Source organism: Streptomyces sp. NPDC096136, from assembly GCF_044763325.1.
In the GTDB taxonomy this organism is placed as follows: domain Bacteria; phylum Actinomycetota; class Actinomycetes; order Streptomycetales; family Streptomycetaceae; genus Streptomyces.
Map to the genome: position 1 here is coordinate 14,751 of NZ_JBIWFZ010000015.1, position 25,731 is coordinate 40,481.

25 protein-coding genes and 1 tRNA gene are annotated in these 25,731 nt (G+C 71.4%); 22 read left to right on the top strand and 4 right to left on the bottom strand.

Annotation, left to right across the window (positions count from 1 at the left end; all coding sequences use genetic code 11):
• Positions 1-9: 9 nt before the first annotated feature.
• Together ACIRBY_RS26680 and ACIRBY_RS26685 are read right to left on the bottom strand one after the other, a co-directional pair.
• Entirely contained in the window at positions 10-405 is a 396-nt protein-coding gene (locus ACIRBY_RS26680; protein ID WP_403904916.1) for a DUF6479 family protein, read from the bottom strand.
• 116 nt (positions 406-521) lie between these two features.
• Positions 522-1,502 (bottom strand): XdhC family protein, encoded by a 981-nt coding sequence (locus ACIRBY_RS26685; protein ID WP_403904918.1) that lies wholly within the window; start codon positions 1,500-1,502, stop codon positions 522-524.
• A 344-nt stretch (positions 1,503-1,846) separates the two neighbouring features.
• On the opposite strand from ACIRBY_RS26685, the gene ACIRBY_RS26690 reads away from it, so the two are divergent.
• On the top strand, positions 1,847-2,215 hold the full coding sequence (locus ACIRBY_RS26690; protein WP_403904921.1) for a DUF6083 domain-containing protein: 369 nt from the start codon (positions 1,847-1,849) through the stop codon (positions 2,213-2,215).
• A gap of 43 nt (positions 2,216-2,258) precedes the next feature.
• Here ACIRBY_RS26690 and ACIRBY_RS26695 read toward each other — a convergent pair whose 3' ends face one another.
• On the bottom strand, positions 2,259-2,657 hold the full coding sequence (locus ACIRBY_RS26695) for a hypothetical protein (protein WP_403904924.1): 399 nt from the start codon (positions 2,655-2,657) through the stop codon (positions 2,259-2,261).
• 388 nt (positions 2,658-3,045) lie between these two features.
• Positions 3,046-3,117, bottom strand: a tRNA-Arg gene (locus tag ACIRBY_RS26700).
• 155 nt (positions 3,118-3,272) lie between these two features.
• Here ACIRBY_RS26700 and ACIRBY_RS26705 point away from each other — a divergent pair.
• The 21 genes from ACIRBY_RS26705 (at position 3,273) to atpA (ending at position 25,730) form a co-directional block, all read left to right on the top strand.
• Positions 3,273-3,692: a response regulator gene (locus tag ACIRBY_RS26705; RefSeq protein ID WP_403904927.1), complete on the top strand. Its 420-nt coding sequence runs from the start codon at positions 3,273-3,275 to the stop codon at positions 3,690-3,692.
• 175 nt (positions 3,693-3,867) lie between these two features.
• Positions 3,868-4,830 (top strand): ArgS-related anticodon-binding protein NrtL, encoded by a 963-nt coding sequence (gene nrtL / locus ACIRBY_RS26710; RefSeq protein WP_403904930.1) that lies wholly within the window; start codon positions 3,868-3,870, stop codon positions 4,828-4,830.
• Between the two features lie 19 nt (positions 4,831-4,849).
• On the top strand, positions 4,850-6,241 hold the full coding sequence (gene lysA, locus ACIRBY_RS26715) for a diaminopimelate decarboxylase (RefSeq protein ID WP_403904933.1): 1,392 nt from the start codon (positions 4,850-4,852) through the stop codon (positions 6,239-6,241).
• A 159-nt stretch (positions 6,242-6,400) separates the two neighbouring features.
• Positions 6,401-7,690: a homoserine dehydrogenase gene (locus ACIRBY_RS26720; RefSeq protein ID WP_042820321.1), complete on the top strand. Its 1,290-nt coding sequence runs from the start codon at positions 6,401-6,403 to the stop codon at positions 7,688-7,690.
• Between the two features lie 6 nt (positions 7,691-7,696).
• Positions 7,697-8,767: a threonine synthase gene (gene thrC, locus ACIRBY_RS26725; RefSeq protein ID WP_042820311.1), complete on the top strand. Its 1,071-nt coding sequence runs from the start codon at positions 7,697-7,699 to the stop codon at positions 8,765-8,767.
• A 347-nt stretch (positions 8,768-9,114) separates the two neighbouring features.
• A complete protein-coding gene (gene thrB, locus ACIRBY_RS26730; RefSeq protein WP_366452046.1) occupies positions 9,115-10,053 on the top strand; it encodes a homoserine kinase in 939 nt (312 codons plus the stop codon).
• A 429-nt stretch (positions 10,054-10,482) separates the two neighbouring features.
• A complete protein-coding gene (gene rho / locus ACIRBY_RS26735) occupies positions 10,483-12,570 on the top strand; it encodes a transcription termination factor Rho (protein WP_403904936.1) in 2,088 nt (695 codons plus the stop codon).
• Between the two features lie 169 nt (positions 12,571-12,739).
• Entirely contained in the window at positions 12,740-13,843 is a 1,104-nt protein-coding gene (locus ACIRBY_RS26740) for an LCP family protein (protein WP_403904939.1), read from the top strand.
• A gap of 171 nt (positions 13,844-14,014) precedes the next feature.
• Positions 14,015-14,233: a 50S ribosomal protein L31 gene (gene rpmE, locus ACIRBY_RS26745; protein ID WP_007266580.1), complete on the top strand. Its 219-nt coding sequence runs from the start codon at positions 14,015-14,017 to the stop codon at positions 14,231-14,233.
• A 120-nt stretch (positions 14,234-14,353) separates the two neighbouring features.
• Positions 14,354-15,433 carry a peptide chain release factor 1 gene (gene prfA, locus ACIRBY_RS26750; RefSeq protein WP_403904941.1) on the top strand — a complete coding sequence of 360 codons (1,080 nt, stop codon included), beginning with the start codon at positions 14,354-14,356 and terminating at the stop codon, positions 15,431-15,433.
• 82 nt (positions 15,434-15,515) lie between these two features.
• Complete coding sequence (gene prmC / locus ACIRBY_RS26755; protein ID WP_042813202.1) at positions 15,516-16,361, top strand: peptide chain release factor N(5)-glutamine methyltransferase; 846 nt, start codon at positions 15,516-15,518, stop codon at positions 16,359-16,361.
• 55 nt (positions 16,362-16,416) lie between these two features.
• Positions 16,417-17,064 carry an L-threonylcarbamoyladenylate synthase gene (locus ACIRBY_RS26760; protein ID WP_403904944.1) on the top strand — a complete coding sequence of 216 codons (648 nt, stop codon included), beginning with the start codon at positions 16,417-16,419 and terminating at the stop codon, positions 17,062-17,064.
• Positions 17,061-17,699, top strand: coding sequence for a low molecular weight phosphatase family protein (locus tag ACIRBY_RS26765; protein WP_042813199.1), 639 nt, complete (start codon positions 17,061-17,063; stop codon positions 17,697-17,699). Before ACIRBY_RS26760 ends, ACIRBY_RS26765 begins: the two co-directional genes overlap by 4 nt.
• A gap of 138 nt (positions 17,700-17,837) precedes the next feature.
• Positions 17,838-19,073, top strand: coding sequence for a serine hydroxymethyltransferase (glyA, locus tag ACIRBY_RS26770; RefSeq protein WP_403904946.1), 1,236 nt, complete (start codon positions 17,838-17,840; stop codon positions 19,071-19,073).
• Between the two features lie 104 nt (positions 19,074-19,177).
• Positions 19,178-20,524: an MraY family glycosyltransferase gene (locus tag ACIRBY_RS26775; RefSeq protein WP_403905214.1), complete on the top strand. Its 1,347-nt coding sequence runs from the start codon at positions 19,178-19,180 to the stop codon at positions 20,522-20,524.
• A 286-nt stretch (positions 20,525-20,810) separates the two neighbouring features.
• A complete protein-coding gene (locus ACIRBY_RS26780; RefSeq protein WP_403904948.1) occupies positions 20,811-21,248 on the top strand; it encodes a hypothetical protein in 438 nt (145 codons plus the stop codon).
• Between the two features lie 210 nt (positions 21,249-21,458).
• Complete coding sequence (atpB, locus tag ACIRBY_RS26785; RefSeq protein WP_403905216.1) at positions 21,459-22,298, top strand: F0F1 ATP synthase subunit A; 840 nt, start codon at positions 21,459-21,461, stop codon at positions 22,296-22,298.
• A 78-nt stretch (positions 22,299-22,376) separates the two neighbouring features.
• Positions 22,377-22,604, top strand: a complete 228-nt coding sequence (gene atpE / locus ACIRBY_RS26790) for an ATP synthase F0 subunit C (protein WP_030386954.1) — start codon at positions 22,377-22,379, stop codon at positions 22,602-22,604.
• A 50-nt stretch (positions 22,605-22,654) separates the two neighbouring features.
• Complete coding sequence (locus ACIRBY_RS26795; protein ID WP_403905219.1) at positions 22,655-23,188, top strand: F0F1 ATP synthase subunit B; 534 nt, start codon at positions 22,655-22,657, stop codon at positions 23,186-23,188.
• Entirely contained in the window at positions 23,185-24,000 is an 816-nt protein-coding gene (locus ACIRBY_RS26800) for a F0F1 ATP synthase subunit delta (protein ID WP_042818478.1), read from the top strand. The genes ACIRBY_RS26795 and ACIRBY_RS26800 overlap by 4 nt, the downstream gene beginning before the upstream one ends.
• A gap of 134 nt (positions 24,001-24,134) precedes the next feature.
• Positions 24,135-25,730, top strand: a complete 1,596-nt coding sequence (gene atpA, locus ACIRBY_RS26805) for a F0F1 ATP synthase subunit alpha (protein WP_042818476.1) — start codon at positions 24,135-24,137, stop codon at positions 25,728-25,730.
• Position 25,731: the final 1 nt, after the last annotated feature.

The window sequence follows — 25,731 nt, forward strand, 5'->3', positions numbered from 1 at the left end:
CTCGGCGGGCTAGGAGTGTGCGCCGCGCCCGGCGTTGGGCGGGGCCCCGGGCTGCGGGTGCGGCCCGGGCCCGCTCACGGGCTTGTACCCGGACTCCCGCTCGGCCCGCACCTCGTCCGGGTGCAGGGAGGTGGTGGAGCCGAAGTTCCCGTACCCCTGCATCTCGTGCGGCCTCAGCCCGCCCTCGGGGATCTCGACGGAGTCCCGCTCCTCCCGGACCTCGTGCACGGCGCCGCCGTCCGGCAGGTGCGGCTGGCTCTCGGGGGTGGGCGGCGGCGGCTCCTTGGCCCGCACCATCTGTCCCAGCTTGAACCCGGCGAGCAGGAACCCGGCGATGGCGATGCCGACGATGAAGAACCATGCGCTGTGGGTGAGGGTCGCGTCCACGCTCAGGATCATGTCCATGCATCCCATTTTCCCGTTTTCAGACCTTTTTCACGCGGTCGGCGCAAAGAATCATGAACGGACCCCACCCCCGATCCCCGCCCCCCCGATCCCCGCCCCCCCCCGGGTGCCCGCTCCTACCTGAGCGGCCCGTCGGAATCCCGCAGCCCCCGGGCGTCCCGCCCCCCGAGCACCCCGAGGATCTCCGCGCAGATCGCCAGAGCCGTCTCGGCCGGGGTCTTCGCCCCCAGGTCGAGCCCGATCGGCCCGTGCACCCGCGCCAGCCCGGCCTCACCCACGCCCGCGGCCACCAGCCCCTCCCGGCGCCGCGCCGTGGTCCGCCGCGAACCCAGCGCCCCCACGTACGGGATCCCGAGGGCCAGGGCGTTGCGCAGCGTCGGCACGTCGAAACCCGGCTCGTGGCTGAGCAGCACCAGGCAGGCGGCGTCCCGGTGCCGGACGAGCACCTTCTCCGCCTCGTCGGCGTCCTCGACCACCACCGACCCCCACCCCAGCAGCGCGGCCTGCGCCCCGATGACCTGGGCCAGCTCCCCGCCGCCGCCGATCACCAGGTGCGGGGCCGAGGGGTACGCCTCCACGAGCACCAGCCCGGACCCCCCGTACAGCGCGTCCCGTCCCGGCCGGCGGGTCCCGAGCAGCTCCCCGGCCCGCCGTCCGGCGTCGTCGGACGGCACGTCCCCCGCCCGCACGACCTCGCTCACGGCGGCGTCCGCCCCCTCGCTGAGCCGGGTCACCAGCGCCACCCCGGCCCCCGTCCCGAGCAGCTCCCACCACTCGGCGGGGATCGCGGACAGCGGCTGCAACAGCACCTCGGCCTGCCCGCCACAGGTCAGCTTCGCCTCGGTGGCCTCACCGGCCCCGACCGACACCTCGCACACCCGCGCACCGCCCCCGGCCCCCATGACCCCCGCCTCGGCGACGAGCTCGGCGTCGAACACCCCGCGGTACAGGGCCCCCACGCACTCGCCCCGCGCGTCCACGAGCACGGCCCCGGCGGGATCCCGCGGTCCGAACCCCTGCTCGGTCACCGGCCGCGCCAGGAACGCCACCCGCCCCTCGGCGGCCCACTGCCGCGCCGTCTCCGCCAGCCCACGCATCCCGTCGCCCCATCCTCTGTGCGCCACCACACCGCAAAGCGCCAGGTCAACGGCACGAAGCGGCCTCAAATCCACCCTACGCACCCCCGCTCCCCCCGCCACCCCCCGAACACACAGACCCTGCCCGACCCCCTCGTACGGACCACCGGAACACCTGCCCCCGCGCCGGCCCCTCCAGCCCCCTGCGCGACCGCCTCCCGCCCCTACCGGCCGAAGGCGTTGGGTCGCGTGTGACAGGCGACGCCCCATGCGCCGCCACCCACCCCACCCGTACCCATCCACCCCACCCGACCTGGCCGGTTCGCGCCCTTTGCACAACCCGCCGCACTGTCGACCCTCACGGTATGGGGGACTACCAGGACGAACCGACCCGGCTGCGAGCCGGGCAGCCGCACTGTCCGTACTGCGGCCTGCCGGTGGACAGGGCGGCCACGCTGGAGCACGACTGGGTACTGCTGGAGCCGGACATGACGCCGCCGGCCCACGTCGTGCCCGCGCAGCACCGCTGGATCGTGCTGTCCGACGGCCGCGTCACCGTGTACGGCGTCTGCCCGCCGGACCCGGCCCAACGCTGCCGCATAGAACACCGCCTCGCCTGCGCGGCCCAGCCCCTCCCCGACCTCTGGCCCTGGCTCACCACCCTCCGCACCGAAAACGCCCGCCAGGCCCGGCGCCGGGCGGAACCGGCGCAGGACTGGCCCGACGCCGGCTAGCCGAAACGGCCCGCCGGAGAACCCGACGGGCCGCGGAGCGGGCTCAGACCAGGACGCCCCCCTGGGCCGGCTTCCCCACCGGTGCCGGGTTCGGGGGAGGGAAGCGGTCGTCCGGCGGGTTGCAGGGCGCGGCGAAGCACTCCCACACGTGGTGCGGGGGAACACCGTGCGACCCTGCGCCCTTCCCGGGCGGCCCGCAGGGAGCGGTGACGCACTGCCAGTCGTGCCCGGGGGGAACGTTCACGGGAGGCCCGTCCTTCCCCTGCCCGTCCGGCGGATCGCAGGGCGCGGCGAAGCACTCCCACTGCTGCCCGGCGGCGGTCAGGTGCGGCGTCCCGTGGACGGCGGCGAGCGCGGCGACGTTCAGCAGGGCACCTCCCACGGCCACGACGGTCGAGGCGGCGAACACGAAGAGACGACGGGTCCAGAACGGCTGGGTCATGGGAATCCTCCTCCACTCGGAACGAACGACCGGGAAGGCCCCTCCGGCCCTTCCCGCCCCACCACCAGTAGGCCCCGCCACCGCCCCGGCGTCACGGCCCGCGATCCCGTGTCTTGACGCAGCCCGGAATCCCCGATACCGCCGTCGTGCACCCGCCCGGGCCGGCTGCCGCCGAGGGGGACGGCGTGGAAGAAGCCGGACGCCCAACGGGTGGCACGCACCTACGCGATAGCCCGGCGCCGCCAGCCCCGGCGCACCGCCCGCCCCCGAACCGGTCCCGCCTGCCGGCCCCAACACCGATGCCCGACACGGCACATGACCGCAGAAACGCGAAGACCCCGTCTCAGCGTGACCGCTGATGGCGGGGTCTTGGGCACTTCGTGCGAAGTGCCCCCGGCAGGATTCGAACCTGCGCACACGGCTCCGGAGGCCGTTGCTCTATCCCCTGAGCTACGGGGGCGTGTCGTTCGCGTTGCGGCGACGGGTTGAACACTACCAGCTTCCACGGGGTGATCAGGAACCGTTTTGGGCGGGAGGAGGGAGGTCGGTCGCCCGGACGGGGTGGAAGTGGCAAAAACCCGGACGCGGGGGCTTAGGGCGACCTACTCTCGAGTTGTGCCAGGCGCCTCGGGCCGGGTGCTTGTTGTCGACGACAACAAGGTCATCCGGCAGCTGATCAAGGTCAATCTCGAGCTGGAGGGCTTCGAGGTCGTGACCGCGAACGATGGTGCCGAGTGCCTGGACGTCGTCCACCGCGTGTGTCCCGACGCGATCACCCTTGATGTGGTCATGCCCCGGCTCGACGGGTTCGGGGCCGCCGCGCAACTGCGGGCCGACCCGCGGACGCGGCACGTGCCCGTCGCCATCGTCAGTGCCTGTACGCAGCACGAGGTGGAGGCCGGGATCGCCGCCGGGGTGGACGCCTTCCTCGCCAAGCCCTTCGAGCCCGCCGAGCTGGTGCGGGTCGTGCGGCGGCTCGTCGAGCGGAAGGACCGGCGCGAGCGGAAGGGTGCCCCGGCCGGCAGAGGGGTGTAAGGCCAGAGGGGTATAAGGGCAGAGGGGTGTGGGGGAGGGGCCTGCCGGGCCGTCCGTTGCGGTGTCCGGTCCGGCCGTCCGTTCCGGGGCGTGTTGCCGCCGTCCGTTCCAGGGCCCGTTCCACATGGCGAAACCCGATGCATGGGGGAGGGGCTTCTCCCCTAGGCTGGGCCCCGTGATCCCCGCCGACCTCTCTCGTGCCGTCGTACACGCCGTGCGCCGTGCCGTCGAGGCCGGGGAACTCGACGGGCCCGTGCCCGCGCGGGTGGTCGTCGAGCGGACCCGGCCCGGAGGGGTGGGGGAGTACGCCAGCCCCGTCGCCCTGAGGATGGGGAAGGGTGCCGAGGCCGCCCGGGTGCTCGCGGGGGCGCTGGTCCTGGAGCCCGGGATCGAGACCGTCGACGTCACCGGGCCCGGATTCCTCAACTTCACCCTCGCCCCCCTGTCCGGCGCCGAGCTGGTGCGCGACGTACGGGCCAGGGGAGAGCGGTACGGGTGCGTCCGGCCGCGCAGCGGGGCCGTCGGCGGGGACCGGGAGCAGGTCGTGCGTTCCGCCGTCGCCCGGATCCGGGAGGGGCAGGGCCTCGACGGCGCCGGGGCCGGCGGAGGCCCGCGCGTCGCGCCCGTCGCCCGCCGGGACGGGGACGTGCGCGCCCGGTACGGGGCCGCGGCCGCCGTCTGGGCCATGCTCGCCGTGCCGGCGAAGGAGACCCCCTCGTTCACGGACGCGCTGCTCGTGCAGGGTGAGGAGAACGAGGTCTTCCGGGTGCGGTACGCCCACGCCCGGGCCCGGGCACTGACCCGGAACGCCCGCGACCTCGGGTTCCACGCCGAGCCCGGCGACATCGCAGAGCCCGGCCTCGCAGACGCGCCCTGCGCGCCCGCCCTGCTGCGCGCCCTCGCCGACCACCCCCTCGCCCTCGAGGCCGCCGCGCACCACGGGGCGCCCGAGCGGCTCGCCCGGCACCTCGTCGCCGTCGCCGACGCGCTCCTCGACTTCCAGCACCAGGTCCTGCCCCTCGGGGACGAGAAACCCTCGGCCGCCCACCGCGCCCGGCTGGCTCTTGCCGAAGCCGCCGGGGCGGTGCTGGCCGGCGGCCTCGCCCTCCTCGGCATGGACGCCCCAGCCTTCTTGTGACTTCCGAAGAGAGATTCCGATGAGCCGTTCCGCGCACCCCGCCGGGCCCCGCCACGCCGACGTCCTGCCCGAGGGCCACTACGCCCCGCCGCCCGCCGACCTGAACGCGCTGGACGAGAAGGTCTGGTCGCGGACCGTCACGCGGAACGGGGACGGGGTCGTCTGCGTCGGCGGTATCGAAGTGACCCGGCTCGCGGAGGAGTTCGGAACGCCCGGCTACTTCCTCGACGAGGAGGACTTCCGGGCCCGCTGCCGGGCCTGGGCGCACGCCTTCGGCAAGGACGCCGACGTCTTCTACGCGGGCAAGGCCTTCCTGTCCAAGGCCGTCGTGCGGTGGCTGAAGGAAGAGGGGCTGAACCTCGACGTGTGTTCCGGCGGGGAGCTGGCCACCGCCCTCGCCGCCGAGATGCCCGCCGAGCGGATCGCCTTCCACGGCAACAACAAGTCGGAGGCGGAGATCCGGCGCGCGGTCGGCGCCGGCGTGGGGCGGATCGTGCTCGACTCCTTCCAGGAGATCGCGCGGGTCGCGCACATCGCGGCCGAGCTGGGGGTGCGCCAGCCCGTGCAGATCCGCGTCACCGTCGGCGTGGAGGCGCACACCCACGAGTTCATCGCCACCGCGCACGAGGACCAGAAGTTCGGGATCGCCGTCGCCGACGGCTCCGCCGCCGAGGCGGTGCGGCGGGCGCTCGGGCACGACAGCCTGGAGCTGCTCGGCGTCCACTCCCACATCGGCTCCCAGATCTTCGACATGGCCGGCTTCGAGGTGTCCGCCAAGCGGGTGGTCCGGCTGCTGGCCGCCGTCCGCGACGAGCACGGCGTCGAGCTCCCCGAGATCGACCTCGGCGGCGGCCTGGGCATCGCCTACACCTCCGCCGACGACCCGCGCGAGCCCCACGAGATCGCCAAGGCGCTCACCGAGATCGTCGCGCGGGAGTGCGAGAGCGCCGGGCTCAAGGCCCCCCGGATCTCCGTCGAGCCCGGCCGCGCCATCGTCGGCCCCACCGCCTTCACCCTCTACGAGGTCGGCACGATCAAGCCGCTGGAGGGCCTGCGCACGTACGTCTCCGTCGACGGCGGCATGTCCGACAACATCCGGACGGCCCTCTACGACGCCGAGTACGCCGTCACCCTCGTCTCCCGCGTCTCCGAGGCCGAGCCCATGCTCGTCCGCGTCGTCGGCAAGCACTGCGAGAGCGGCGACATCGTCGTCCGCGACGCCTTCCTGCCCGCCGACCTGGCCCCCGGGGACCTGATCGCCGTGCCCGCCACCGGGGCGTACTGCCGCTCCATGGCCAGCAACTACAACCACGCGCTCCGCCCGCCCGTCGTCGCCGTGCGCGACGGGGCCGCGCGGGTGATCGTCCGGCGCGAGACGGAGGAAGATCTCCTGTCCCTCGACCTCGGATGATTCCCATATTTTCGGGACGGGGCGTCCGGTCCCGAAAATAGACGTCTCACTCAATGGACCGAAGATGGAAACTGCTGTCCATTGAGTGAGACTGGTTCATACCTGGCGCGCAACCCGCGCGCCGGGAGCGAAGAAAGATCGAAAGGCGTAGGTCGAATGATGCGTACGCGTCCGCTGAAGGTGGCGCTGCTGGGCTGTGGAGTGGTCGGCTCAGAGGTGGCGCGCATCATGACGACGCACGCCGACGATCTGGCGGCCAGGATCGGCGCGCCCGTCGAGCTCGCCGGCGTCGCCGTGCGCCGCCCCTCCAAGGTGCGCGAGGGCATCGACCCCGCGCTCGTCACCACCGATGCCACCGCCCTGCTCAAACGCGGCGACATCGACGTGGCCATCGAGGTCATCGGCGGCATCGAGCCCGCCCGCACCCTGATCACCACCGCCTTCGAGAACGGCATCTCCGTCGTCTCCGCCAACAAGGCGCTGCTCGCCCAGGACGGCGCCGCGCTGCACGCCGCGGCCGAGGCGCACGGGCTGGACCTCTACTACGAGGCCGCCGTCGCCGGCGCCATCCCGCTGGTTCGCCCGATGCGCGAGTCCCTCGCCGGCGACAAGATCAACCGGGTGATGGGCATCGTCAACGGCACGACGAACTTCATCCTCGACAAGATGGACTCCACCGGCGCCGGCTACCAGGAGGCGCTCGACGAGGCCACCGCCCTCGGCTACGCCGAGGCCGACCCCACCGCCGACGTCGAGGGCTACGACGCCGCCGCCAAGGCCGCGATCCTGGCGGGCATCGCCTTCCACACCCGCGTCCGCCTCGACGACGTGTACCGCGAGGGCATGACCGAGGTCAGCGCCGCGGACTTCGCCTCCGCCAAGCGGATGGGCTGCACCATCAAGCTCCTCGCCATCCTGGAGCGCGCCGCCGACGGCGAGTCCGTCACCGCCCGCGTCCACCCGGCGATGATCCCGCTCAGCCACCCGCTCGCCTCCGTCCGCGAGGCCTACAACGCGGTCTTCGTCGAGGCGGAGGCCGCCGGGCGGCTCATGTTCTACGGGCCCGGCGCGGGCGGTTCGCCGACCGCGTCCGCGGTCCTCGGCGACCTCGTCGCCGTCTGCCGCAACAAGCTCGCCGAGGCAACGGGGCCCGGCGAGTCGGCGTACACCCAGCTGCCCGTCAGCCCCATGGGGGACGTCGTCACCCGCTACCACATCAGCCTCGATGTGGCGGACAAGCCGGGCGTCCTCGCCCAGGTGGCGACCACCTTCGCGGAGCACGGGGTGTCGATCGACACCGTCAGGCAGCAGGGCAAGGACGGTGAGGCCTCCCTCGTCGTCGTCACCCACCGCGCACCCGACGCCGCCCTCTCCGGGACCGTCGAGGCGCTGCGGAAGCTGGACACCGTGCGCGGTGTCGCCAGCATCATGCGTGTTGAAGGGGAGTAAGGACCCATGAGCAGCAATCGCACCCACCAGTGGCGCGGCATCATCGAGGAGTACCGGGACCGCCTGCCGGTCACCGAGACGACCCCCGTGGTCACGCTCCGGGAGGGTGGCACTCCCCTCGTTCCCGCCCAGGTGCTCTCCGAGCGCACGGGCTGTGAGGTGCACCTCAAGGTCGAGGGTGCGAACCCCACGGGGTCCTTCAAGGACCGCGGCATGACCATGGCCATCACCAAGGCCAAGGAGGACGGCGCCAAGGCCGTGATCTGCGCCTCCACGGGCAACACCTCCGCCTCCGCCGCCGCGTACGCGGTGCGCGCCGGCATGGTGTCCGCGGTCCTCGTGCCGCGCGGCAAGATCGCGCTCGGCAAGATGGGCCAGGCCCTCGTGCACGGCGCCAAGATCCTGCAGGTTGACGGCAACTTCGACGACTGCCTCGACCTGGCCCGCGCGCTGTCCGACAACTACCCGGTGGCGCTGGTCAATTCCGTCAACCCGGTGCGCATCGAGGGTCAGAAGACGGCCGCGTTCGAGATCGTCGACGCGCTCGGCGACGCCCCCGACATCCACGTGCTGCCCGTCGGCAACGCCGGCAACATCACCGCGTACTGGAAGGGCTTCAAGGAGTACAAGGCCGACGGCCTGGCCTCCCGTACGCCCCGCGTCTGGGGATTCCAGGCCTCCGGCTCGGCGCCGATCGTGCGCGGCGAGGTCGTCAAGGAGCCGCACACCATCGCCACCGCGATCCGCATCGGCAACCCGGCCTCCTGGGACTACGCGCTCGCCGCGAAGGAGGAGTCGGGCGGCTTCATCGACGAGGTGACGGACCGCCAGATCCTGGCCGCCTACCGCCTGTTGGCCTCCCAGGAGGGCGTCTTCGTCGAGCCCGCCTCGGCCGCCTCCGTGGCCGGCCTGCTCAAGGCCGCCGAGCTGGGCCTGGTCGACCCGGGCCAGAAGATCGTGTGCACCGTCACCGGCAACGGCCTGAAGGACCCCGACTGGGCGGTCGCGGGCGCTCCGCAGCCCGTCACCGTCCCGGTGGACGCCGAGGCCGCCGCCGTCCGCCTCGGCCTGGTCTGACCCCGGGCCCCGTCCGGGCCCCCGGCCGCACCCGCGGCGCCATGACCCGATTGCCGGATTCCGGAAACCTTCCGGAATCCGGCGACCCGGGCCGTACGACACCGGAAGCCAACGGCAATTCAGCGGAATCCACCGGAAGGCGCCGACACGCATCGTGCGCCTCCTGTGCGCCCTATGTCGCGGGAGAACCTTCCTTCGATACGCTGTACTTACATCCGCCACCGCGCATATGACCGCGGTGCTGCCCCGAGGGCCTTCGGGTGTCGTACGTTCTCCAGTACATTTCGCAGCGAAGATCCCGCACAGCCCGCCGGATCCCGCACAGTCACAAGGAGTGTCATCGACCGATGGCAGGTCCAGCGTTCCGCGCCGCCGCCGTACGAGTGCGCGTGCCCGCCAGCAGTGCCAACCTCGGCCCCGGCTTCGACGCCCTCGGCCTGGCCCTGGGGCTCTACGACGACGTGGTCGTCCGCGTCGCCGACTCCGGCCTGAACATCGACATCGCGGGTGAGGGTGCCGACACCCTCCCGCGCGACGAGAGCCACCTCCTCGTGCGCTCCATGCGCACCGCCTTCGACCTGCTGGGCGGACAGCCGCGGGGCCTGGAGGTCGTCTGCGCCAACCGCATCCCGCACGGGCGGGGCCTCGGCTCCTCCTCGGCCGCGATCTGCGCCGGCATCGTCGCCGCGCGCGCCGTGACCATAGGCGGCGAGGCCAGGCTCGACGACACGGCGCTGCTGGAGCTCGCCACCGAGATCGAGGGCCACCCCGACAACGTCGCGGCCTGCCTGCTCGGCGGCTTCACCCTCGCCTGGATGGAGGGGGGCAGCGCCAAGGCGATCCGTATGGACCCCGCCGATTCCATCGTTCCGGTGGTCTTCGTGCCGTCGAAGCCGGTCCTGACCGAGACCGCCCGCGGCCTGCTGCCGCGCTCCGTACCGCACGTGGACGCCGCCGTGAACGCGGGGCGCGCGGGCCTGCTCGTGGAGGCCATGACCAGGCGTCCCGAGTTCCTGCTGCCCGCCACCGAGGACCGGCTGCACCAGGAGTACCGCTCCCCGGCGATGCCGGAGAGCGTGGGACTCGTCAACCGGCTGCGGGCGGACGGCATCCCCGCGGTCATCTCCGGCGCGGGCCCCACGGTCCTCGCGCTGGTCGACAACGACGCGGCCGACAAGGTCGCGCAGCTCGCGGGCGAGGGGTGGGCCGCGAACCGGCTGGCCCTCGACGCCGCGGGAGCGAGCGTCCTTCCGCTGGGCGCCCAGGGCGGTCAGCCCGTGTCCTAGCACCCCGGGTGCTGGGAAGTGGGACCCGCCGGGGGTGGGCGGCCGGGCAGGCCGCCCGCCCGCGGAGGGCGATTGCCGGTGATTGAGAGGGGGAATGTCTGTTGGATCCGGTAGTGTTAATCTCAAGTACGCAACCGAAGCCGCCATGGCTCGGTGCTCAGTGTCCCCATCCGGGACCACCTTTCTTCCGGGAGCCTCCCCGACTGCTTTGATCGCTGCCAGCAGTTTCGGGCACGCTCCGGAATCGGCGTGACATTCCCACGCTTCCAGCTCGGGGGCTTCTCGCCGGAACCACGCACGTTTCTCTCTCCGCCGTTCTACCGGCGGACCACCGCCCCGGCACGGTCCACACACCTAGGACTGTTGTCGGACAGCACAACCGGTCGCCGAGCCAGACAGGCCGACGTCCGCTCCAGGGAAGGACCCTTCGTGAGCGACACCACCGATCTGATGGGCGCTGCCGACACCAACGTCGACACCAGTGCCCCCGCCGCGGGCGCCGCAGCTGCCACCGCCACCCGGCGCCGCCGCTCCGGCACCGGCCTCGAGGGCATGGTCCTGGCCGAGCTGCAGCAGGTCGCGTCGGGCCTCGGTATCAGGGGCACCGCGCGCATGCGCAAGAGCCAGCTGATCGAGGTCATCAAGGAGGCGCAGGGCGGCAGCGCCCCCAAGGCCGCGGCCCCCGCCGCCGCCGACGCCGCCGAGGCCAAGCCGAAGCGCCGCGCCACCAGCAAGGCCCGTACGGGTGAGGCGGCCGCCGCGGCGCCCGCCGAGAAGCCCGCCGCGCAGGCCCAGATCGAGATCCCGGGCCAGCCGATCAGCGAGGACGCCCCGGCCGGCGAGCGCCGCCGCCGCCGCGCCACCGCCCCCTCCGGCAGCCCCGAGTCCTCGGCCCCCGCCGTCGTGCAGGTCGAGCAGAAGACCGAGGCCCCCGCGGCCGCCCCGCAGGTCGAGGCCAAGGCGGAGCAGGCCGTGGCCGTGTCCGCCCAGGGTCAGGGCCAGGCCCCCGCCCAGGAGGCCGGCGAGGGCCGCAGCCGCCGTGACCGCCGCGACCGCGGCGAGCGCGGGGAGCGCGGGGAGCGCCAGGGCCGCCGCGAGCGCGGTGCCAAGGCCGAGGAGCAGGGCCAGCAGCAGGGCGGCCAGGCCCAGCAGCAGGGCGGCCGCCAGGACCGCGCCGACCGCCAGGACCGCGCCGACCGTCAGGACCGCCAGCAGCAGGGCGGCGGCCGTGGCCAGCAGGGCCGCCAGGACAACGGTCCGCAGGACGACTTCGACGGCGAGGACGGCCGCCGCGGCCGGCGCGGCCGCTACCGCGACCGCCGTGGCCGCCGCGGCCGCGACGAGTTCGCCCCGGGCGAGCCGCAGGTCGCCGACGACGACGTCCTGATCCCCGTCGCGGGCATCCTCGACATCCTCGACAACTACGCGTTCATCCGGACCTCCGGCTACCTGCCCGGCCCGAACGACGTGTACGTCTCCCTCGCCCAGGTCCGCAAGGCCGGCCTGCGCAAGGGCGACCACACCACCGGCGCCGTGCGCCAGCCCAAGGACGGCGAGCGCCGCGAGAAGTTCAACGCGCTGGTGCGCCTGGACTCCGTCAACGGCATGGCGCCCGAATCGGGCCGCGGCCGTCCGGAGTTCCAGAAGCTGACCCCGCTCTACCCGCAGGACCGGCTCCGCCTGGAGACCGACCCGGGGGTGCTGACCACCCGCATCATCGACCTCGTGTCGCCGATCGGAAAGGGCCAGCGCGGCCTGATCGTGGCCCCGCCGAAGACCGGCAAGACCATGATCATGCAGGCGATCGCCAACGCGATCACCACCAACAACCCCGAGTGCCACCTGATGGTCGTCCTGGTCGACGAGCGTCCGGAAGAGGTCACCGACATGCAGCGGTCGGTCAAGGGCGAGGTCATCTCCTCGACCTTCGACCGCCCGGCCGAGGACCACACGACGGTCGCCGAGCTGGCCATCGAGCGCGCCAAGCGCCTCGTGGAGCTGGGTCACGACGTGGTCGTCCTGCTGGACTCCATCACCCGTCTGGGCCGCGCGTACAACCTCGCGGCGCCCGCCTCCGGCCGCATCCTGTCCGGTGGTGTCGATTCGACCGCGCTCTACCCGCCGAAGCGCTTCTTCGGCGCCGCGCGCAACATCGAGGACGGCGGCTCGCTGACCATCCTGGCCACCGCGCTCGTCGACACCGGCTCGCGCATGGACGAGGTGATCTTCGAGGAGTTCAAGGGCACCGGCAACATGGAGCTCAAGCTCGACCGCAAGCTCGCCGACAAGCGCATCTTCCCGGCCGTCGACGTCGACCCGTCGGGTACGCGCAAGGAGGAGATCCTCCTCAACAGCGAGGAGCTCGCCATCGTCTGGAAGCTGCGCCGGGTGCTGCACGCGCTCGACTCGCAGCAGGCGATCGAGCTGCTGCTCGACAAGATGAAGCAGACGAAGTCGAACGCCGAGTTCCTGATGCAGATCGCCAAGACGACCCCGGCCGGCAAGAACGACGACTGACCGGGTCGCCCGTACGCGCGAACGCCCCCGCCGCACCCGCGGCGGGGGCGTTCGCGCGTGCGACCTTCGCCACAGGCGTGCGGCTCGCACAGAAAGCCGTGGAACCCTGGAATGCGTTCGTCCGTCTGAGTGAGGGAAGACGGGCAACGGAGCCAGGACTGAGGAGAGCATGAGCGAGGACAGCAGGGGCGGCGGCCGCCGGGCCGCGCGCGGGGGACGGCGCAGGGGGCAGCCCCAGCGCCGCAAGGGCCTCAGAGTGGCCGCCTGGACCGCCGCCGGCGTGGTCCTGCTGGGCGGCGGCAGCCTCGGCTGGTTCTACTTCAAGCTCAACGGCAACCTGCACAGCGTCGACATCGACCAGGCCCTGGGCAAGGACCGCCCGCCGAACGTCGACAACGGCTCGATGGACATCCTGGTGCTCGGCTCCGACTCCCGCGAGGGTGCGAACCGTGAGTACGGCGCGGACGACGGCGGCTCGGCCCGCTCCGACACGGCGATGATCATCCACCTCTACGAGGGCCACAAGCAGGCCAGCGTGGTGTCGATCCCGCGCGACACGATGCTCCCGCGGCCCGCGTGCCCCATGGGCAAGGGGAAGAACAGCGCCCCCCGGCAGCGCGCGCAGTTCAACGAGGCCTTCACCATCGGCGGGGCCGCCTGCGCGGTGAAGACCGTCGAGGCGATGTCGGGGATCCGCATGGACCACTACATCGAGGTCGACTTCACCGGCTTCAAGAACATCATCGACAACCTCGGCGGGGTCGAGCTCACGACCACCAAGCCGATCAAGGACTACGGCAGCCACCTCGACCTGCCGGCCGGCTCCCACAAGCTCAACGGCGAGCAGTCCCTCGGCCTGGTCCGTACGCGCAAGACCGTCGGCGACGGCGGCGACCTGGGCCGAATACAGCTCCAGCAGGCCTTCATCAAGGCGCTGATCAAGCAGGTCAAGGGCGTCGGGGTCTTCGACAGCCCCAAGAAGCTCTACGGCCTCGCCGACTCCGCGACCAAGGCGATCACCACCGACAAGGCGCTCGGCGACGTGAAGTCCCTCGCGAGCTTCGCCCAGGGGCTCCAGGGGATCAGTGCCGAGAACATGCACATGATCACCGTCCCGGTCACCCAGGACCCGCTCGACAAGGACCGCGTCGCGCTCCTGCCCAAGGACTCGAAGATGGTCTGGGACGCCCTGCTCGCCGACCAGCCCATCCCCGCCGCGGCCACGGAGCACTCCAACGGCGACAAGAGCACCGCGGGCTCGATCGTGCAGTAGCGGGTCCCTCCCGCCGCGCCGGAATAGATGCCGGGCCCACCCCGTTGAGGGGAGCGTTCCGAGAATTTTGACAGGCGGCCCGGTCCTGGCAGACTGGTCTGTCGGCCCCGGTTCACGCAGTGCGCAATTCGGCTCCTGCGACCCGGCGCCCTCCCGAATCTAGGAGACACCTTGAAGCGCGATGTTCACCCCGAGTACGTCGAGACCCAGGTCAGCTGCACCTGTGGCGCGTCGTTCACCACCCGTAGCACCCTGACCGAGGGCACCATCCGTGCCGAGGTCTGCTCCGAGTGCCACCCGTTCTACACGGGCAAGCAGAAGATCCTCGACACCGGTGGCCGTGTGGCCCGCTTCGAGGCCCGCTTCGGCAAGGGTGCGGCCAAGAAGTAGCGCGACCCAGGCGCCGGTCTCCGGCCGCCCCCTGACCATGCGGGGGTGGCCGGACCGGCGCCTTTGTCGTCGTATCGACAGCCCAGCCCATTTTTGACTTTTTCACCCCAGGAGCACCCGATGTTCGAAGCGGTCGAGGACCTGGTCGGCGAGCACGCCGACCTCGAGAAGAAGCTCGCCGACCCTTCGGTCCACTCCGATCAGGCGAACGCGCGCAAGCTGAACAAGCGCTACGCGGAGCTGACCCCGATCGTGGCGACCTTCCGTGCGTGGAAGCAGTCGGCCGAGGACATCGAGACGGCCAAGGAGCTGGCGGCCGACGACCCCGACTTCGCCGCCGAGGTCAAGGAGCTGAGCGCGCAGCGCGAGGAGCTCACCGAGAAGCTCCGCCTGCTGCTCGTCCCGCGCGACCCCAGCGACGACAAGGACGTGCTCCTGGAGATCAAGGCGGGCGCCGGCGGCGACGAGTCCGCCCTGTTCGCGGGCGACCTGCTGCGCATGTACCTGCGCTACGCCGAGCGCGTCGGCTGGAAGACCGAGATCATCGACTCCACCGAGTCCGAGCTCGGCGGCTACAAGGACGTCCAGGTCTCCGTCCGCACCAAGGGCGGCAACGGGGCCACCGAGCCCGGCCAGGGCGTGTGGGCCCGGATGAAGTACGAGGGCGGCGTCCACCGCGTCCAGCGCGTCCCGGCCACCGAGTCCCAGGGCCGCATCCACACCTCCGCCGCCGGCGTGCTCGTCACCCCGGAGGCCGAGGAGGTCGAGGTCGAGGTCAACCCGAACGACCTGCGCATCGACGTCTACCGCTCCTCCGGCCCCGGCGGCCAGTCCGTCAACACCACCGACTCGGCCGTGCGCATCACGCACATCCCGACCGGCGTGGTCGCCTCCTGCCAGAACGAGAAGAGCCAGCTCCAGAACAAGGAGCAGGCCATGCGCATCCTGCGCTCGCGCCTGCTGGCCGCCGCCCAGGAAGCCGCCGAGCAGGAGGCCTCCGACGTGCGCCGCAGCCAGGTGCGCACCGTGGACCGCTCCGAGAAGATCCGTACGTACAACTTCCCGGAGAACCGCATCTCGGACCACCGCACCGGTTTCAAGGCGTACAACCTGGACCAGGTGCTCGACGGCGACCTCGACTCGGTCATCCAGGCCTGCGTCGACACCGACTCCGCGGCGAAGCTCGCGGCCGCGCACTGACCCCCGCACCACCCCCCTCCCCCAAGCTCTCGGCTCCGCTCGAGCAGGGGGGACCCCCATGACAGCAGCCCGGAGGACCAGCGTGAACTTGCTGCTTGCCGAGGTGGCCCAGGCCACCCAGCGGCTGGCCGCCGCCGGCGTGCCCTCACCGCGTTTCGACGCGGAGGAGCTCGCGGCCTTCGTGCACGGCGTCAAGCGGGGGGAACTGCACCACGTCAAGGACGCCGACTTCGACGCCCGCTACTGGGAGGCCGTCGCGCGCCGCGAGGCGCGCGAGCCGCTCCAGCACATCACCGGCCGGGCCTTCTTCCGCTACCTGGAGCTCCAGGTCGGCCCCGGGGTGTTCGTGCCCCGGCCCGAGACCGAGTCGGTGGTGGACTGGGCCATACAGGCCGTCCGGGCCATGGACGTGGTCGAGCCGCTGATCGTGGACCTGTGCACCGGCTCCGGCGCCATCGCGCTCGCCATGGCCCAGGAGGTGCCGCGCTCGCGCGTGCACGCCGTGGAGCTGTCCGAGGACGCGCTGCGCTGGACCCGCAAGAACGCCGAGGGCTCCCGGGTCACCGTCCACCAGGGCGACGCCCTGACCGCGCTGCCCGAGCTGGACGGCCAGGTCGACCTCGTCATCTCCAACCCCCCGTACATCCCCCTCACCGAGTGGGAGTACGTGGCCCCCGAGGCCCGGGACCACGACCCCGAGATGGCGCTGTTCTCCGGCGAGGACGGCCTCGACACCATCCGCGGGATCGAGCGCACCGCCCACCGGCTGCTGCGGCCCGGCGGCATCGTCGTGATCGAGCACGCCGACACCCAGGGCGGCCAGGTGCCGTGGATCTTCGCCGACGAGCGGGGTTGGGCCGACGCCGCCGACCACCCGGACCTGAACAACCGCCCGCGCTTCGCGACCGCCCGCAAGGCCATGCCGTGACGCCCACGACCCCGACCGCCCACGACACCACCCCGCTGCACGAGGAGGCCCGCTGATGGCCCGGCGATACGACTGCAACGACGCGACGGACCGCAAGACGGGCCTGCGCGAAGCGGCCTCCGCCGTACGCCGCGGGGAGCTCGTCGTGCTGCCCACCGACACCCTGTACGGGATCGGCGCGGACGCCTTCAGCGCCGAGGCCGTCGGCGACCTGCTCGCCGCCAAGGGCCGCGGCCGCAACATGCCCACCCCGGTGCTCATCGGCTCCCCCAACACCCTGCACGGCCTCGTCACGGACTTCTCCGAGCAGGCGTGGGAACTCGTCGACGCCTTCTGGCCGGGCGGGCTCACGCTCGTCGCCCGGCACCAGCCGTCGCTGGCCTGGGACCTGGGGGAGACCCGCGGGACCGTGGCCGTGCGCATGCCCCTGCACCCCGTCGCGATCGAGCTGCTGACCGAGGTCGGCCCGATGGCGGTGTCCTCGGCGAACCTGTCCGGGCACCCGGCGCCGGAGGACTGCGACGCGGCGCGCGCCATGCTGGGCGACTCCGTCTCCGTCTACCTGGACGGCGGGCCGACCCCGAGCACCCTGCCGTCGTCGATCGTCGACGTCACCGGGAAGGTTCCCGTGCTGCTGCGCGAGGGCGCGCTGACCGCCGAGCAGCTGCGGGAGGTCGTACCCGACCTCGAGGTGGCTCCGTGAGCCCTCAGGGGCGTGGCATAGCCAAGGGAGACACCTTCCGCATACTCCACGTCAGCACCGGGAACGTGTGCCGCTCGCCCATCACCGAGCGGCTGACGCGGCACGCCCTGGCGCACCGGCTGGGTGCGCTGGGGCTGGCCACCGGCGACCTGATCGTGGAGAGCGCGGGCACCTGGGGCCACGAGGGCGCGCCGATGGAGGCCAACGCGGCGGCCGTGCTGGAGGACTTCGGCGCGGACGCGTCGGGGTTCACCGGGCGCGAGCTGCTCGACGAGCACGTCATACGGGCCGACCTGGTGCTGACCGCCACCCGCGACCACCGGGCCCAGGTCATCTCCATGGGGCACTCGGCGGGGCTGCGGACCTTCACGCTGAAGGAGTTCACCCGGCTGGTGCGGGCCATAGACCCGGCGACCCTGCCGCCGCTCGACGACGGGATGGCCGAGCGGGCCCGGGCGCTGGTGCGGGCCGCCGCCGCGCTGCGCGGGTGGCTGCTGGCGCCCTCCGCCGACGCCGACGAGGTGTACGACCCGTACGGCTCGCCGATCACGTTCTTCCGCTCCATCGGCGATGAGATCAACCAGGCGCTGGACCCCGTCGTCACCGCGCTGACGGGCGTGGCCGGGCCGCGCTGACCCTCCGGGGGCGCGCAGGACCGCGGGGCCGGCACGCGCCCCGCGCGGCGGTCGCGGCGGGGCGGCTCGCAGGGCGTGAACGCGGGGCCCGGCCTACAGTGGCTGGTACCGGTACCCCCACTGCGCGGGAGTCGCGCCATGAGCGTCACCACTGAGCGGGCCACGGACGTGCTGCGGGCACAGGACCCGCAGATGGCCGACATCCTCGAAGGGGAGCGGCAGCGGCAGGCCACCACGCTGCAGATGAGTGCCGCCGAGAACTTCACCTCCGCCGCCGTGCTCGCCGCACTGGGTTCCCCGCTCGCCAACAAGTACGCCGAGGGGTACCCCGGCGCCCGCCACCACGGCGGCTGCGAGTACGCGGACCTGGCCGAACGGCTGGCGCAGGAGCGGGCCAGGGCGCTGTTCGGGGTCGAGCACGCGAACGTGCAGCCCCATTCGGGTTCCTCCGCCGTCCTCGCCGCGTACGCCGCGCTGCTGCGGCCCGGGGACACCGTCCTGGCCATGGGCCTCGCGTACGGCGGGCACCTGACGCACGGCTCGCCCGCCAACTTCTCCGGGCGGTGGTTCCACTTCGTGGGGTACGGGGTCGACGCCGGGACCGGACTCGTCGACTACGAGCAGGTGCAGCGGCTGGCCCGGTCGCACCGTCCCAAGGCCATCGTGTGCGGGTCCATCTCCTATCCCCGGCACCTGGAGTACTCGGCCTTCCGGGAGATCGCCGACGAGGTCGGGGCCTACCTGATCGCCGACGCCGCCCATCCCATCGGGCTGGTGGCCGGAGGGGCCGCGCCCAGCCCCGTGCCGTACGCGGACGTGGTCTGCGCGACCACCCACAAGGTGCTGCGCGGTCCGCGCGGCGGGATGGTGCTGTGCGGGGCCGAGTTCGCCGAGCGCGTCGACCGGGCGGTGTTCCCCTTCACCCAGGGCGGCGCCCAGATGCACACCATCGCCGCCAAGGCGGTCGCCTTCGGGGAGGCGGCCGGCCCGGGCTTCACCCGGTACGCCCACAAGGTCGTGGCCAACGCCCGGGCGCTCGCCGGGGCCCTGCGGGCGCACGGCCTGGCCGTCACCACCGGCGGCACCGACACCCACCTGATCAGCGCCGACCCCGCCCCCCTCGGCATCGACGGCCCGGCCGCGCGCGCCCGGCTGGCCGCCGCCGGGATCGTCCTGGACACCTGCGCCCTGCCGTACGGGGACCAGCGCGGGATCCGCCTGGGCACCGCGGCGGTGACCACGCAGGGCATGGGTGAGGCCGAGATGGCCCGGATCGCCGAGCTGTTCGCCGCCGCGCTGGGCGGCGGGGACATGGCCGGAACACGTGCCGAGGCCGCCGAACTGGTCGGCGGATTTCCCCCGTACGGGGAGTAACGGGGGCGAACGTCCCGTAGTGCAACCGGAACGGGGACTCCGCGCGTCCTCGTCCCCGTGTACATCGCGGCTAATGTGTGGGGCTGAGATGGCCGGCGATACATCTGGGGCAGCCAGTGCGTGAATATCTGCTGACGCTTTGCGTCACGGTCGCGGTGACCTACCTGCTGACCGGGCCCGTCCGGAAGTTCGCCATCGCCGCGGGTGCGATGCCGGAGATCCGCGCCCGCGACGTGCACCGCGAACCCACCCCCCGGCTGGGCGGCATCGCCATGTTCGGCGGCCTGTGCGCGGGCCTGCTGATCGCCGACCACCTGCAGAACCTCAACGGCGTCTTCGAGCGCTCCAACGAACCCAGAGCGCTGCTCTCGGGCGCCGCGCTGATCTGGCTCGTCGGGGTCCTCGACGACAAGTTCGAGCTCGACGCGCTGATCAAGCTGGGCGCCCAGATGATCGCCGCGGGTGTGATGGTCATCCAGGGCCTGACCATCCTGTGGATTCCGGTTCCGGGCATCGGCACCGTCGCGCTGACCCAGTGGCAGGGCACCCTGCTCACCGTGGCGCTGGTGGTGATCACCATCAACGCGGTGAACTTCGTCGACGGGCTCGACGGCCTGGCCGCCGGCATGGTCTGCATCGCCACCTGCGCGTTCTTCCTCTACGCCTACCGGATCTGGTTCGGCTACGGCATCGAGGCGGCCGCCCCCGCGACGCTCTTCGCCGCCATCCTGATGGGCATGTGCCTGGGCTTCCTGCCGCACAACATGCACCCCGCCCGGATCTTCATGGGCGACTCCGGCTCGATGCTGATCGGCCTGGTCCTGGCCGCCTCGGCGATCTCGATCACCGGACAGGTCGACCCGGACACGATGGCCCTCTTCGTCGGCGGCGAGCGCAACGCCACGCACGCGATGCTGCCGGTCTTCATCCCCCTGCTGCTGCCGCTGACGATCATCGCGATCCCGATGGCGGACCTGCTCCTGGCCATCGTGCGGCGTACCTGGAAGGGCCAGTCGCCCTTCGCCGCGGACCGCGGGCACCTGCACCACCGGCTCCTGGAACTCGGGCATTCCCACAGCCGCGCTGTACTCATCATGTACTTCTGGTCGGGGCTGATCGCCTTCGGGACGGTGGCCTATTCGGTGCACTCCGCCTCGATGTGGATCGTCCTCTCCATCGCCGCGCTGAGCGCCCTGGGCCTCGTCCTGCTCCTGCTGCCGCGGTTCACCCCGCGCGCCCCGCGCTGGGCCGAGGGGCTGGTCCCGCCGCGCTACCGGCACGCCCGGCGGGCGGCCGAGGCGGCGGCGGAGGCGGCGGTCCGGGAGGACGCCGGGACCGAGCCGGCGCCGGCGCGGCCGATCGCGGCCGGGGTGTCCGGCGTCAACGGCGCGACAGCGGTAGGCCCCCGTTCGCGCTTCCCCGACCGGCGTAAGGCGGGTTCGGCGCGCTGACGCGCCCGGAGCATGTCCGACATGGACGCCCTTTACCAGACAAGCCGTCACCCTGTCTTGCACACACGGGCGGATTAGCCCTCATGTGTGACAGTCAGCACACCGCACAGGTAAAGCTCTCATCAAATAGTTTGTGATACCGTTCACTAAACCCGGCGACAGAGCCGAAGGACCGTAGTGCGACGGTCCATCGGCCCGAGGCGATCACTCGGACCGGGCTTACGCTCGTCCCCGTACGAGTTCCCGTACGAGTCCGTGCCCCCACCACCACGCGGAGCAAACCGCCATGCGGTCTAACGACGTCCGATCCCTCCTGCAAACCGCCGTACCCACCGCTGCCGCCGGCGTCATCGCCGCCGTCATCAGCGGTCTGGTCGTCGGTGGCAAGGGCGTGGTCGGGGCGCTCGTCGCCACCGCCGTGGTGATCGTCTTCATGGGTATCGGATTCATCGTGCTCCAGCGCACGGCGAAATCCCTGCCGCACCTGTTCCAGGCGATGGGCCTCATGCTCTACGCCGCTCAGATCCTGCTGCTCTTCGTCTTTCTCGCCGTGTTCAAGAACACGACGCTGTTCCACCCCCGGGCATTCGCGATCACGCTCGTCGTCACCACCCTCGTGTGGACCGGCGCGCAGACGCGTGCCCACATGAAAGCCAAGATCCTTTACGTCGAGCCGGACTCGACCAAGGGGGAAAAGCCCGAAAATCCGGGGTCCAAGCCGTGAGGGGTAGGGCCGGGATAAGTGTGCGTTCGAGATGCTGCTATCGTCCGGTTCCAACTGCGGCACTGCGGGCGCGGGCATCTGAGCTGACGCCTGTTCCATCGCGAGGCTCGATGCCTGACTGCCGCCCCCACACCCGTTACACCAGTCCAGTGCCGAACCGCGGCCGCGCGCCGCGCCGACACGATGAGGTTGCCGTACCTATGCGCCACGCTGAAGGAGCCCGCGGTGAGTGCTGACCCGACGCAGGTCCTCGCTTTCGAGACCGACTGTCACATCTTCTCCGGATGTGGCTTCCCCGGTCCGGGCCTGCACTCGTTCCTCTTCGAGCCGCTGTGGGGCGAACCCGGCCTGACGAGCACGTACTTCAACAAGCCGATGCTGCTGGCCCTCCTGGGCTCGGTCATCATCGTGGCCTTCTTCTGGGCCGCCTTCGGCAAGCCGAAGGTCGTCCCCGGCAAGCTCCAGATGGTCGCCGAGACCGGCTACGACTTCGTGCGCCGCGGCATCGTCTACGAGACGCTGGGCAGGAAGGAGGGCGAGAAGTACGTCCCCTTCATGGTCTCGCTGTTCTTCTTCGTGTGGATCCTGAACGTCTGGTCGATCGTTCCGGTCGCCCAGTTCCCGGTGACCGCGATCATCGCGTACCCGGCGATCCTCGCCGCGATCGTGTACTTCATCTGGATGTCGGTGACGTTCAAGCGCCACGGCTTCGTCGGCGGTCTGAAGAACCTGACCGGCTACGACAAGTCGCTCGGCCCGGTGCTGCCGCTGGTCATGATCATCGAGTTCTTCTCGAACGTCCTGGTCCGCCCGTTCACCCACGCGGTCCGACTCTTCGCGAACATGTTCGCCGGTCACACCCTGCTGCTGCTCTTCACGATCGCCAGCTGGTACCTGCTGAACGGCATCGGCATCGCCTACGCGGGCGTGTCGTTCGTGATGGTGATCGTGATGACCGCCTTCGAGCTCTTCATCCAGGCCGTCCAGGCGTACGTCTTCGTCCTCCTGGCGTGCAGCTTCATCCAGGGCGCGCTCGCCGAGCACCACTGAGTCAGGCCCTCCCCCAAACCCCCTTGTCGTCCGGTGGCCAACCCCCACCGGATCCGTGAAAGAGAAGGAAGAACTGGCATGTCCCAGACCCTTGCCGCCGTCACCGGTTCCCTCAGCTCCGTCGGTTACGGTCTCGCGGCCATCGGCCCCGGCGTCGGCGTCGGCATCATCTTCGGTAACGGCACCCAGGCCCTCGCCCGCCAGCCCGAGGCCGCCGGTCTGATCCGCGCCAACCAGATCCTCGGCTTCGCCTTCTGTGAGGCGCTCGCCCTCATCGGTCTGGTCATGCCGTTCGTCTACAGCTGACGAACAGCTCCCACTAGTCCGATTAGACGAAAGGCACTGATGTGAACCTCATGGTTCTCGCGGCTGAGGAGATGGAAAACCCCCTCTTCCCGCCGATCCCCGAGCTCGTCATCGGTCTGATCGCCTTCGTCATCGTCTTCGGTTTCCTCGCGAAGAAGCTCCTCCCGAACATCAACAAGGTTCTGGACGAGCGTCGCGATGCCATCGAGGGCGGTATCGAGAAGGCTGAGGCCCTTCAGATCGAGGCCCAGAGCGTGCTGGAGCAGTACAAGGCCCAGCTCGCCGAAGCCCGGCACGAGGCCGCGCGCCTGCGCCAGGACGCGCTGGAGCAGGGCACTGCGCTCAAGGAAGAACTGCGCGCAGAGGGCCAGCGGCAGCGTGAGGAGATCATCGCTGCCGGTCACGCCCAGATCGCCGCTGACCGCAAGGCCGCCTCTCAGGCGCTGCGTCAGGACGTGGGCAAGCTCGCCACCGACCTGGCCGGCAAGCTCGTCGGCGAGTCCCTCGAGGACGTCGCCCGGCAGAGCCGCACCATCGACCGCTTCCTCAGCGAGCTCGAGGAGAAGGCCGAGGCGGCCCGATGAACGGAGCGAGCCGCGAGGCGCTGGCCTCCGCGCGCGAGCGTCTCGACGCGCTGACGGACAACACGTCCGTCGACGCGGCGAAGCTCGCCGGTGAGCTGGCTGCCGTCACCGCGCTGCTCGACCGTGAGGTCTCGCTGCGTCGGGTCATCACGGACCCGGCGCAGTCCGGCGAGGCCAAGGCCGAGCTGGTCGGCCGGCTGCTGTCCGGCCAGGTGGGCGGGGAGACCCTCGACCTGGTGTCCGGCATGGCCCGGTCCCGCTGGTCGCAGTCCCGTGACCTGGTGGACGCGCTGGAGGAGCTGGCGGCCACCGCCGACCTCACGGCCGCCCAGCAGGCGGGCGCGCTCGACAACGTCGAGGACGAGCTGTTCCGGTTCGGCCGGATCGTCGCCTCGAACACCGAGCTGCGTGCCGCGCTGACCGACCGTGCCGCCACCGCCTCCGCCAAGAGCGAGCTGCTGCGCAGCCTGCTCGGCGGCAAGGTGAACGCCGTCACCGAGCGCCTGGTGATCCGTCTCGTCACGCACCCGCGTGGACGTAGCCTTGAGGGGGGACTCGAGTCCCTCTCGACGCTCGCCGCTGCGCGTCGTGACCGCATGGTCGCCACGGTGACCAGCGCGGTCCCGCTCAGCGACGTGCAGAAGCAGCGTCTCGGCGCGGTGCTGGCCAAGCTGTACGGCCGCCAGATGCACCTGAACCTCGACGTGGACCCCGCGGTCCTCGGCGGGATCTCGGTGCGGGTCGGCGACGAGGTCATCGACGGCACCATCGCGGAGCGCCTCTCCGAGGCGACCCGCCGCATGGCCGGCTGACCAGCCGCCACCACACAGATACAAAGCATTCCTAGCGGCCCGGTTGGGCCGTGCAGAACTTGCAGAAGATTCCTGGGGGTCGCCCCCAGACCCCTAAGAAGCTTCAGGCCCAACAAGGAGAGCAGGGAACCCAGATGGCGGAGCTCACGATCCGGCCGGAGGAGATCCGGGACGCACTGGAGACCTTTGTCCAGTCGTACCAGCCGGACGCGGCCTCGCGCGAGGAGGTCGGAACGGTCAGCGTTGCCGGCGACGGCATCGCGAAGGTGGAGGGCCTGCCCTCCGCCATGGCGAACGAGCTGCTGAAGTTCGAGGACGGCACCCTCGGTCTCGCCCTCAACCTCGAGGAGCGCGAGATCGGTGCGATCGTCCTCGGCGAGTTCAGCGGTATCGAGGAGGGCCAGCCGGTGCAGCGCACCGGTGAGGTTCTCTCCGTAGGTGTCGGCGAGGGCTACCTCGGCCGCGTTGTCGACCCGCTCGGCAACCCGATCGACGGCCTCGGCGAGATCGCGACCGAGGGCCGCCGCGCCCTCGAGCTGCAGGCCCCGGGCGTCATGGTCCGTAAGTCGGTGCACGAGCCCATGCAGACCGGCTACAAGGCCGTCGACGCGATGGTGCCGATCGGCCGTGGCCAGCGTCAGCTGATCATCGGCGACCGCCAGACCGGCAAGACCGCCCTGGCCGTCGACACGATCATCAACCAGCGCGACAACTGGCGCTCGGGCGACGTGAACAAGCAGGTCCGCTGCATCTACGTCGCCATCGGCCAGAAGGGCTCGACCATCGCGTCCGTGCGCGGCGCCCTGGAAGAGGCCGGCGCGCTCGAGTACACGACGATCGTCGCCGCCCCGGCGTCCGACCCGGCCGGCTTCAAGTACCTGGCGCCGTACACCGGTTCCGCCATCGGCCAGCACTGGATGTACGCCGGCAAGCACGTCCTGATCATCTTCGACGACCTGTCGAAGCAGGCCGACGCCTACCGCGCCGTGTCGCTGCTGCTGCGCCGCCCGCCGGGCCGTGAGGCCTACCCGGGTGACGTCTTCTACCTGCACTCCCGTCTGCTGGAGCGCTGCGCGAAGCTCTCCGACGACATGGGTGCCGGCTCGATGACCGGTCTGCCGATCGTCGAGACCAAGGCGAACGACGTCTCGGCGTTCATCCCGACCAACGTCATCTCCATCACCGACGGCCAGTGCTTCCTGGAGTCCGACCTGTTCAACGCCGGCCAGCGTCCGGCCCTGAACGTCGGTATCTCGGTCTCCCGCGTCGGTGGCTCCGCCCAGCACAAGGCGATGAAGCAGGTCTCCGGCCGTCTTCGCGTCGACCTGGCCCAGTACCGCGAGCTGGAGGCGTTCGCCGCCTTCGGTTCCGACCTGGACGCCGCGTCGAAGTCCTCGCTGGAGCGCGGCAAGCGCATGGTCGAGCTGCTGAAGCAGGGCCAGTACCAGCCGATGCCCGTCGAGGAGCAGGTCGTCTCCGTCTGGGCCGGCACCACCGGCAAGATGGACGACGTCCCGGTCGAGGACATCCGTCGCTTCGAGTCGGAGCTGCTGGAGCACCTGCGCCGCGAGCGCAAGGACCTCCTCACCTCCATCGCCGACGGCGGCAAGATGTCGGACGACACGCTGGGCTCGATCGCCGACGCGATCGCCGCCTTCAAGCGCCAGTTCGAGACCTCGGACGGAAAGCTCCTCGGCGAAGACGTTCCGGCCGTCAACGTCTCCAAGTGAC

What these genes read in the sequence shown, in the direction of transcription:
- prfA (WP_403904941.1), top strand. Translation starts at nt 14,354, where the DNA reads ATGTTCGAAGCGGTCGAGGACCTGGTCGGCGAGCACGCCGACCTCGAG.
- ACIRBY_RS26680 (WP_403904916.1), bottom strand. Translation starts at nt 405, where the DNA reads ATGGACATGATCCTGAGCGTGGACGCGACCCTCACCCACAGCGCATGG.
- atpE (WP_030386954.1), top strand. Translation starts at nt 22,377, where the DNA reads ATGTCCCAGACCCTTGCCGCCGTCACCGGTTCCCTCAGCTCCGTCGGT.
- glyA (WP_403904946.1), top strand. Translation starts at nt 17,838, where the DNA reads ATGAGCGTCACCACTGAGCGGGCCACGGACGTGCTGCGGGCACAGGAC.
- lysA (WP_403904933.1), top strand. Translation starts at nt 4,850, where the DNA reads ATGAGCCGTTCCGCGCACCCCGCCGGGCCCCGCCACGCCGACGTCCTG.
- ACIRBY_RS26760 (WP_403904944.1), top strand. Translation starts at nt 16,417, where the DNA reads ATGGCCCGGCGATACGACTGCAACGACGCGACGGACCGCAAGACGGGC.
- thrB (WP_366452046.1), top strand. Translation starts at nt 9,115, where the DNA reads ATGGCAGGTCCAGCGTTCCGCGCCGCCGCCGTACGAGTGCGCGTGCCC.
- ACIRBY_RS26685 (WP_403904918.1), bottom strand. Translation starts at nt 1,502, where the DNA reads ATGCGTGGGCTGGCGGAGACGGCGCGGCAGTGGGCCGCCGAGGGGCGG.
- atpA (WP_042818476.1), top strand. Translation starts at nt 24,135, where the DNA reads ATGGCGGAGCTCACGATCCGGCCGGAGGAGATCCGGGACGCACTGGAG.
- ACIRBY_RS26695 (WP_403904924.1), bottom strand. Translation starts at nt 2,657, where the DNA reads ATGACCCAGCCGTTCTGGACCCGTCGTCTCTTCGTGTTCGCCGCCTCG.
- ACIRBY_RS26800 (WP_042818478.1), top strand. Translation starts at nt 23,185, where the DNA reads ATGAACGGAGCGAGCCGCGAGGCGCTGGCCTCCGCGCGCGAGCGTCTC.
- ACIRBY_RS26780 (WP_403904948.1), top strand. Translation starts at nt 20,811, where the DNA reads ATGCGGTCTAACGACGTCCGATCCCTCCTGCAAACCGCCGTACCCACC.
- ACIRBY_RS26740 (WP_403904939.1), top strand. Translation starts at nt 12,740, where the DNA reads ATGAGCGAGGACAGCAGGGGCGGCGGCCGCCGGGCCGCGCGCGGGGGA.
- ACIRBY_RS26720 (WP_042820321.1), top strand. Translation starts at nt 6,401, where the DNA reads ATGCGTACGCGTCCGCTGAAGGTGGCGCTGCTGGGCTGTGGAGTGGTC.
- thrC (WP_042820311.1), top strand. Translation starts at nt 7,697, where the DNA reads ATGAGCAGCAATCGCACCCACCAGTGGCGCGGCATCATCGAGGAGTAC.
- ACIRBY_RS26690 (WP_403904921.1), top strand. Translation starts at nt 1,847, where the DNA reads ATGGGGGACTACCAGGACGAACCGACCCGGCTGCGAGCCGGGCAGCCG.
- ACIRBY_RS26795 (WP_403905219.1), top strand. Translation starts at nt 22,655, where the DNA reads ATGGTTCTCGCGGCTGAGGAGATGGAAAACCCCCTCTTCCCGCCGATC.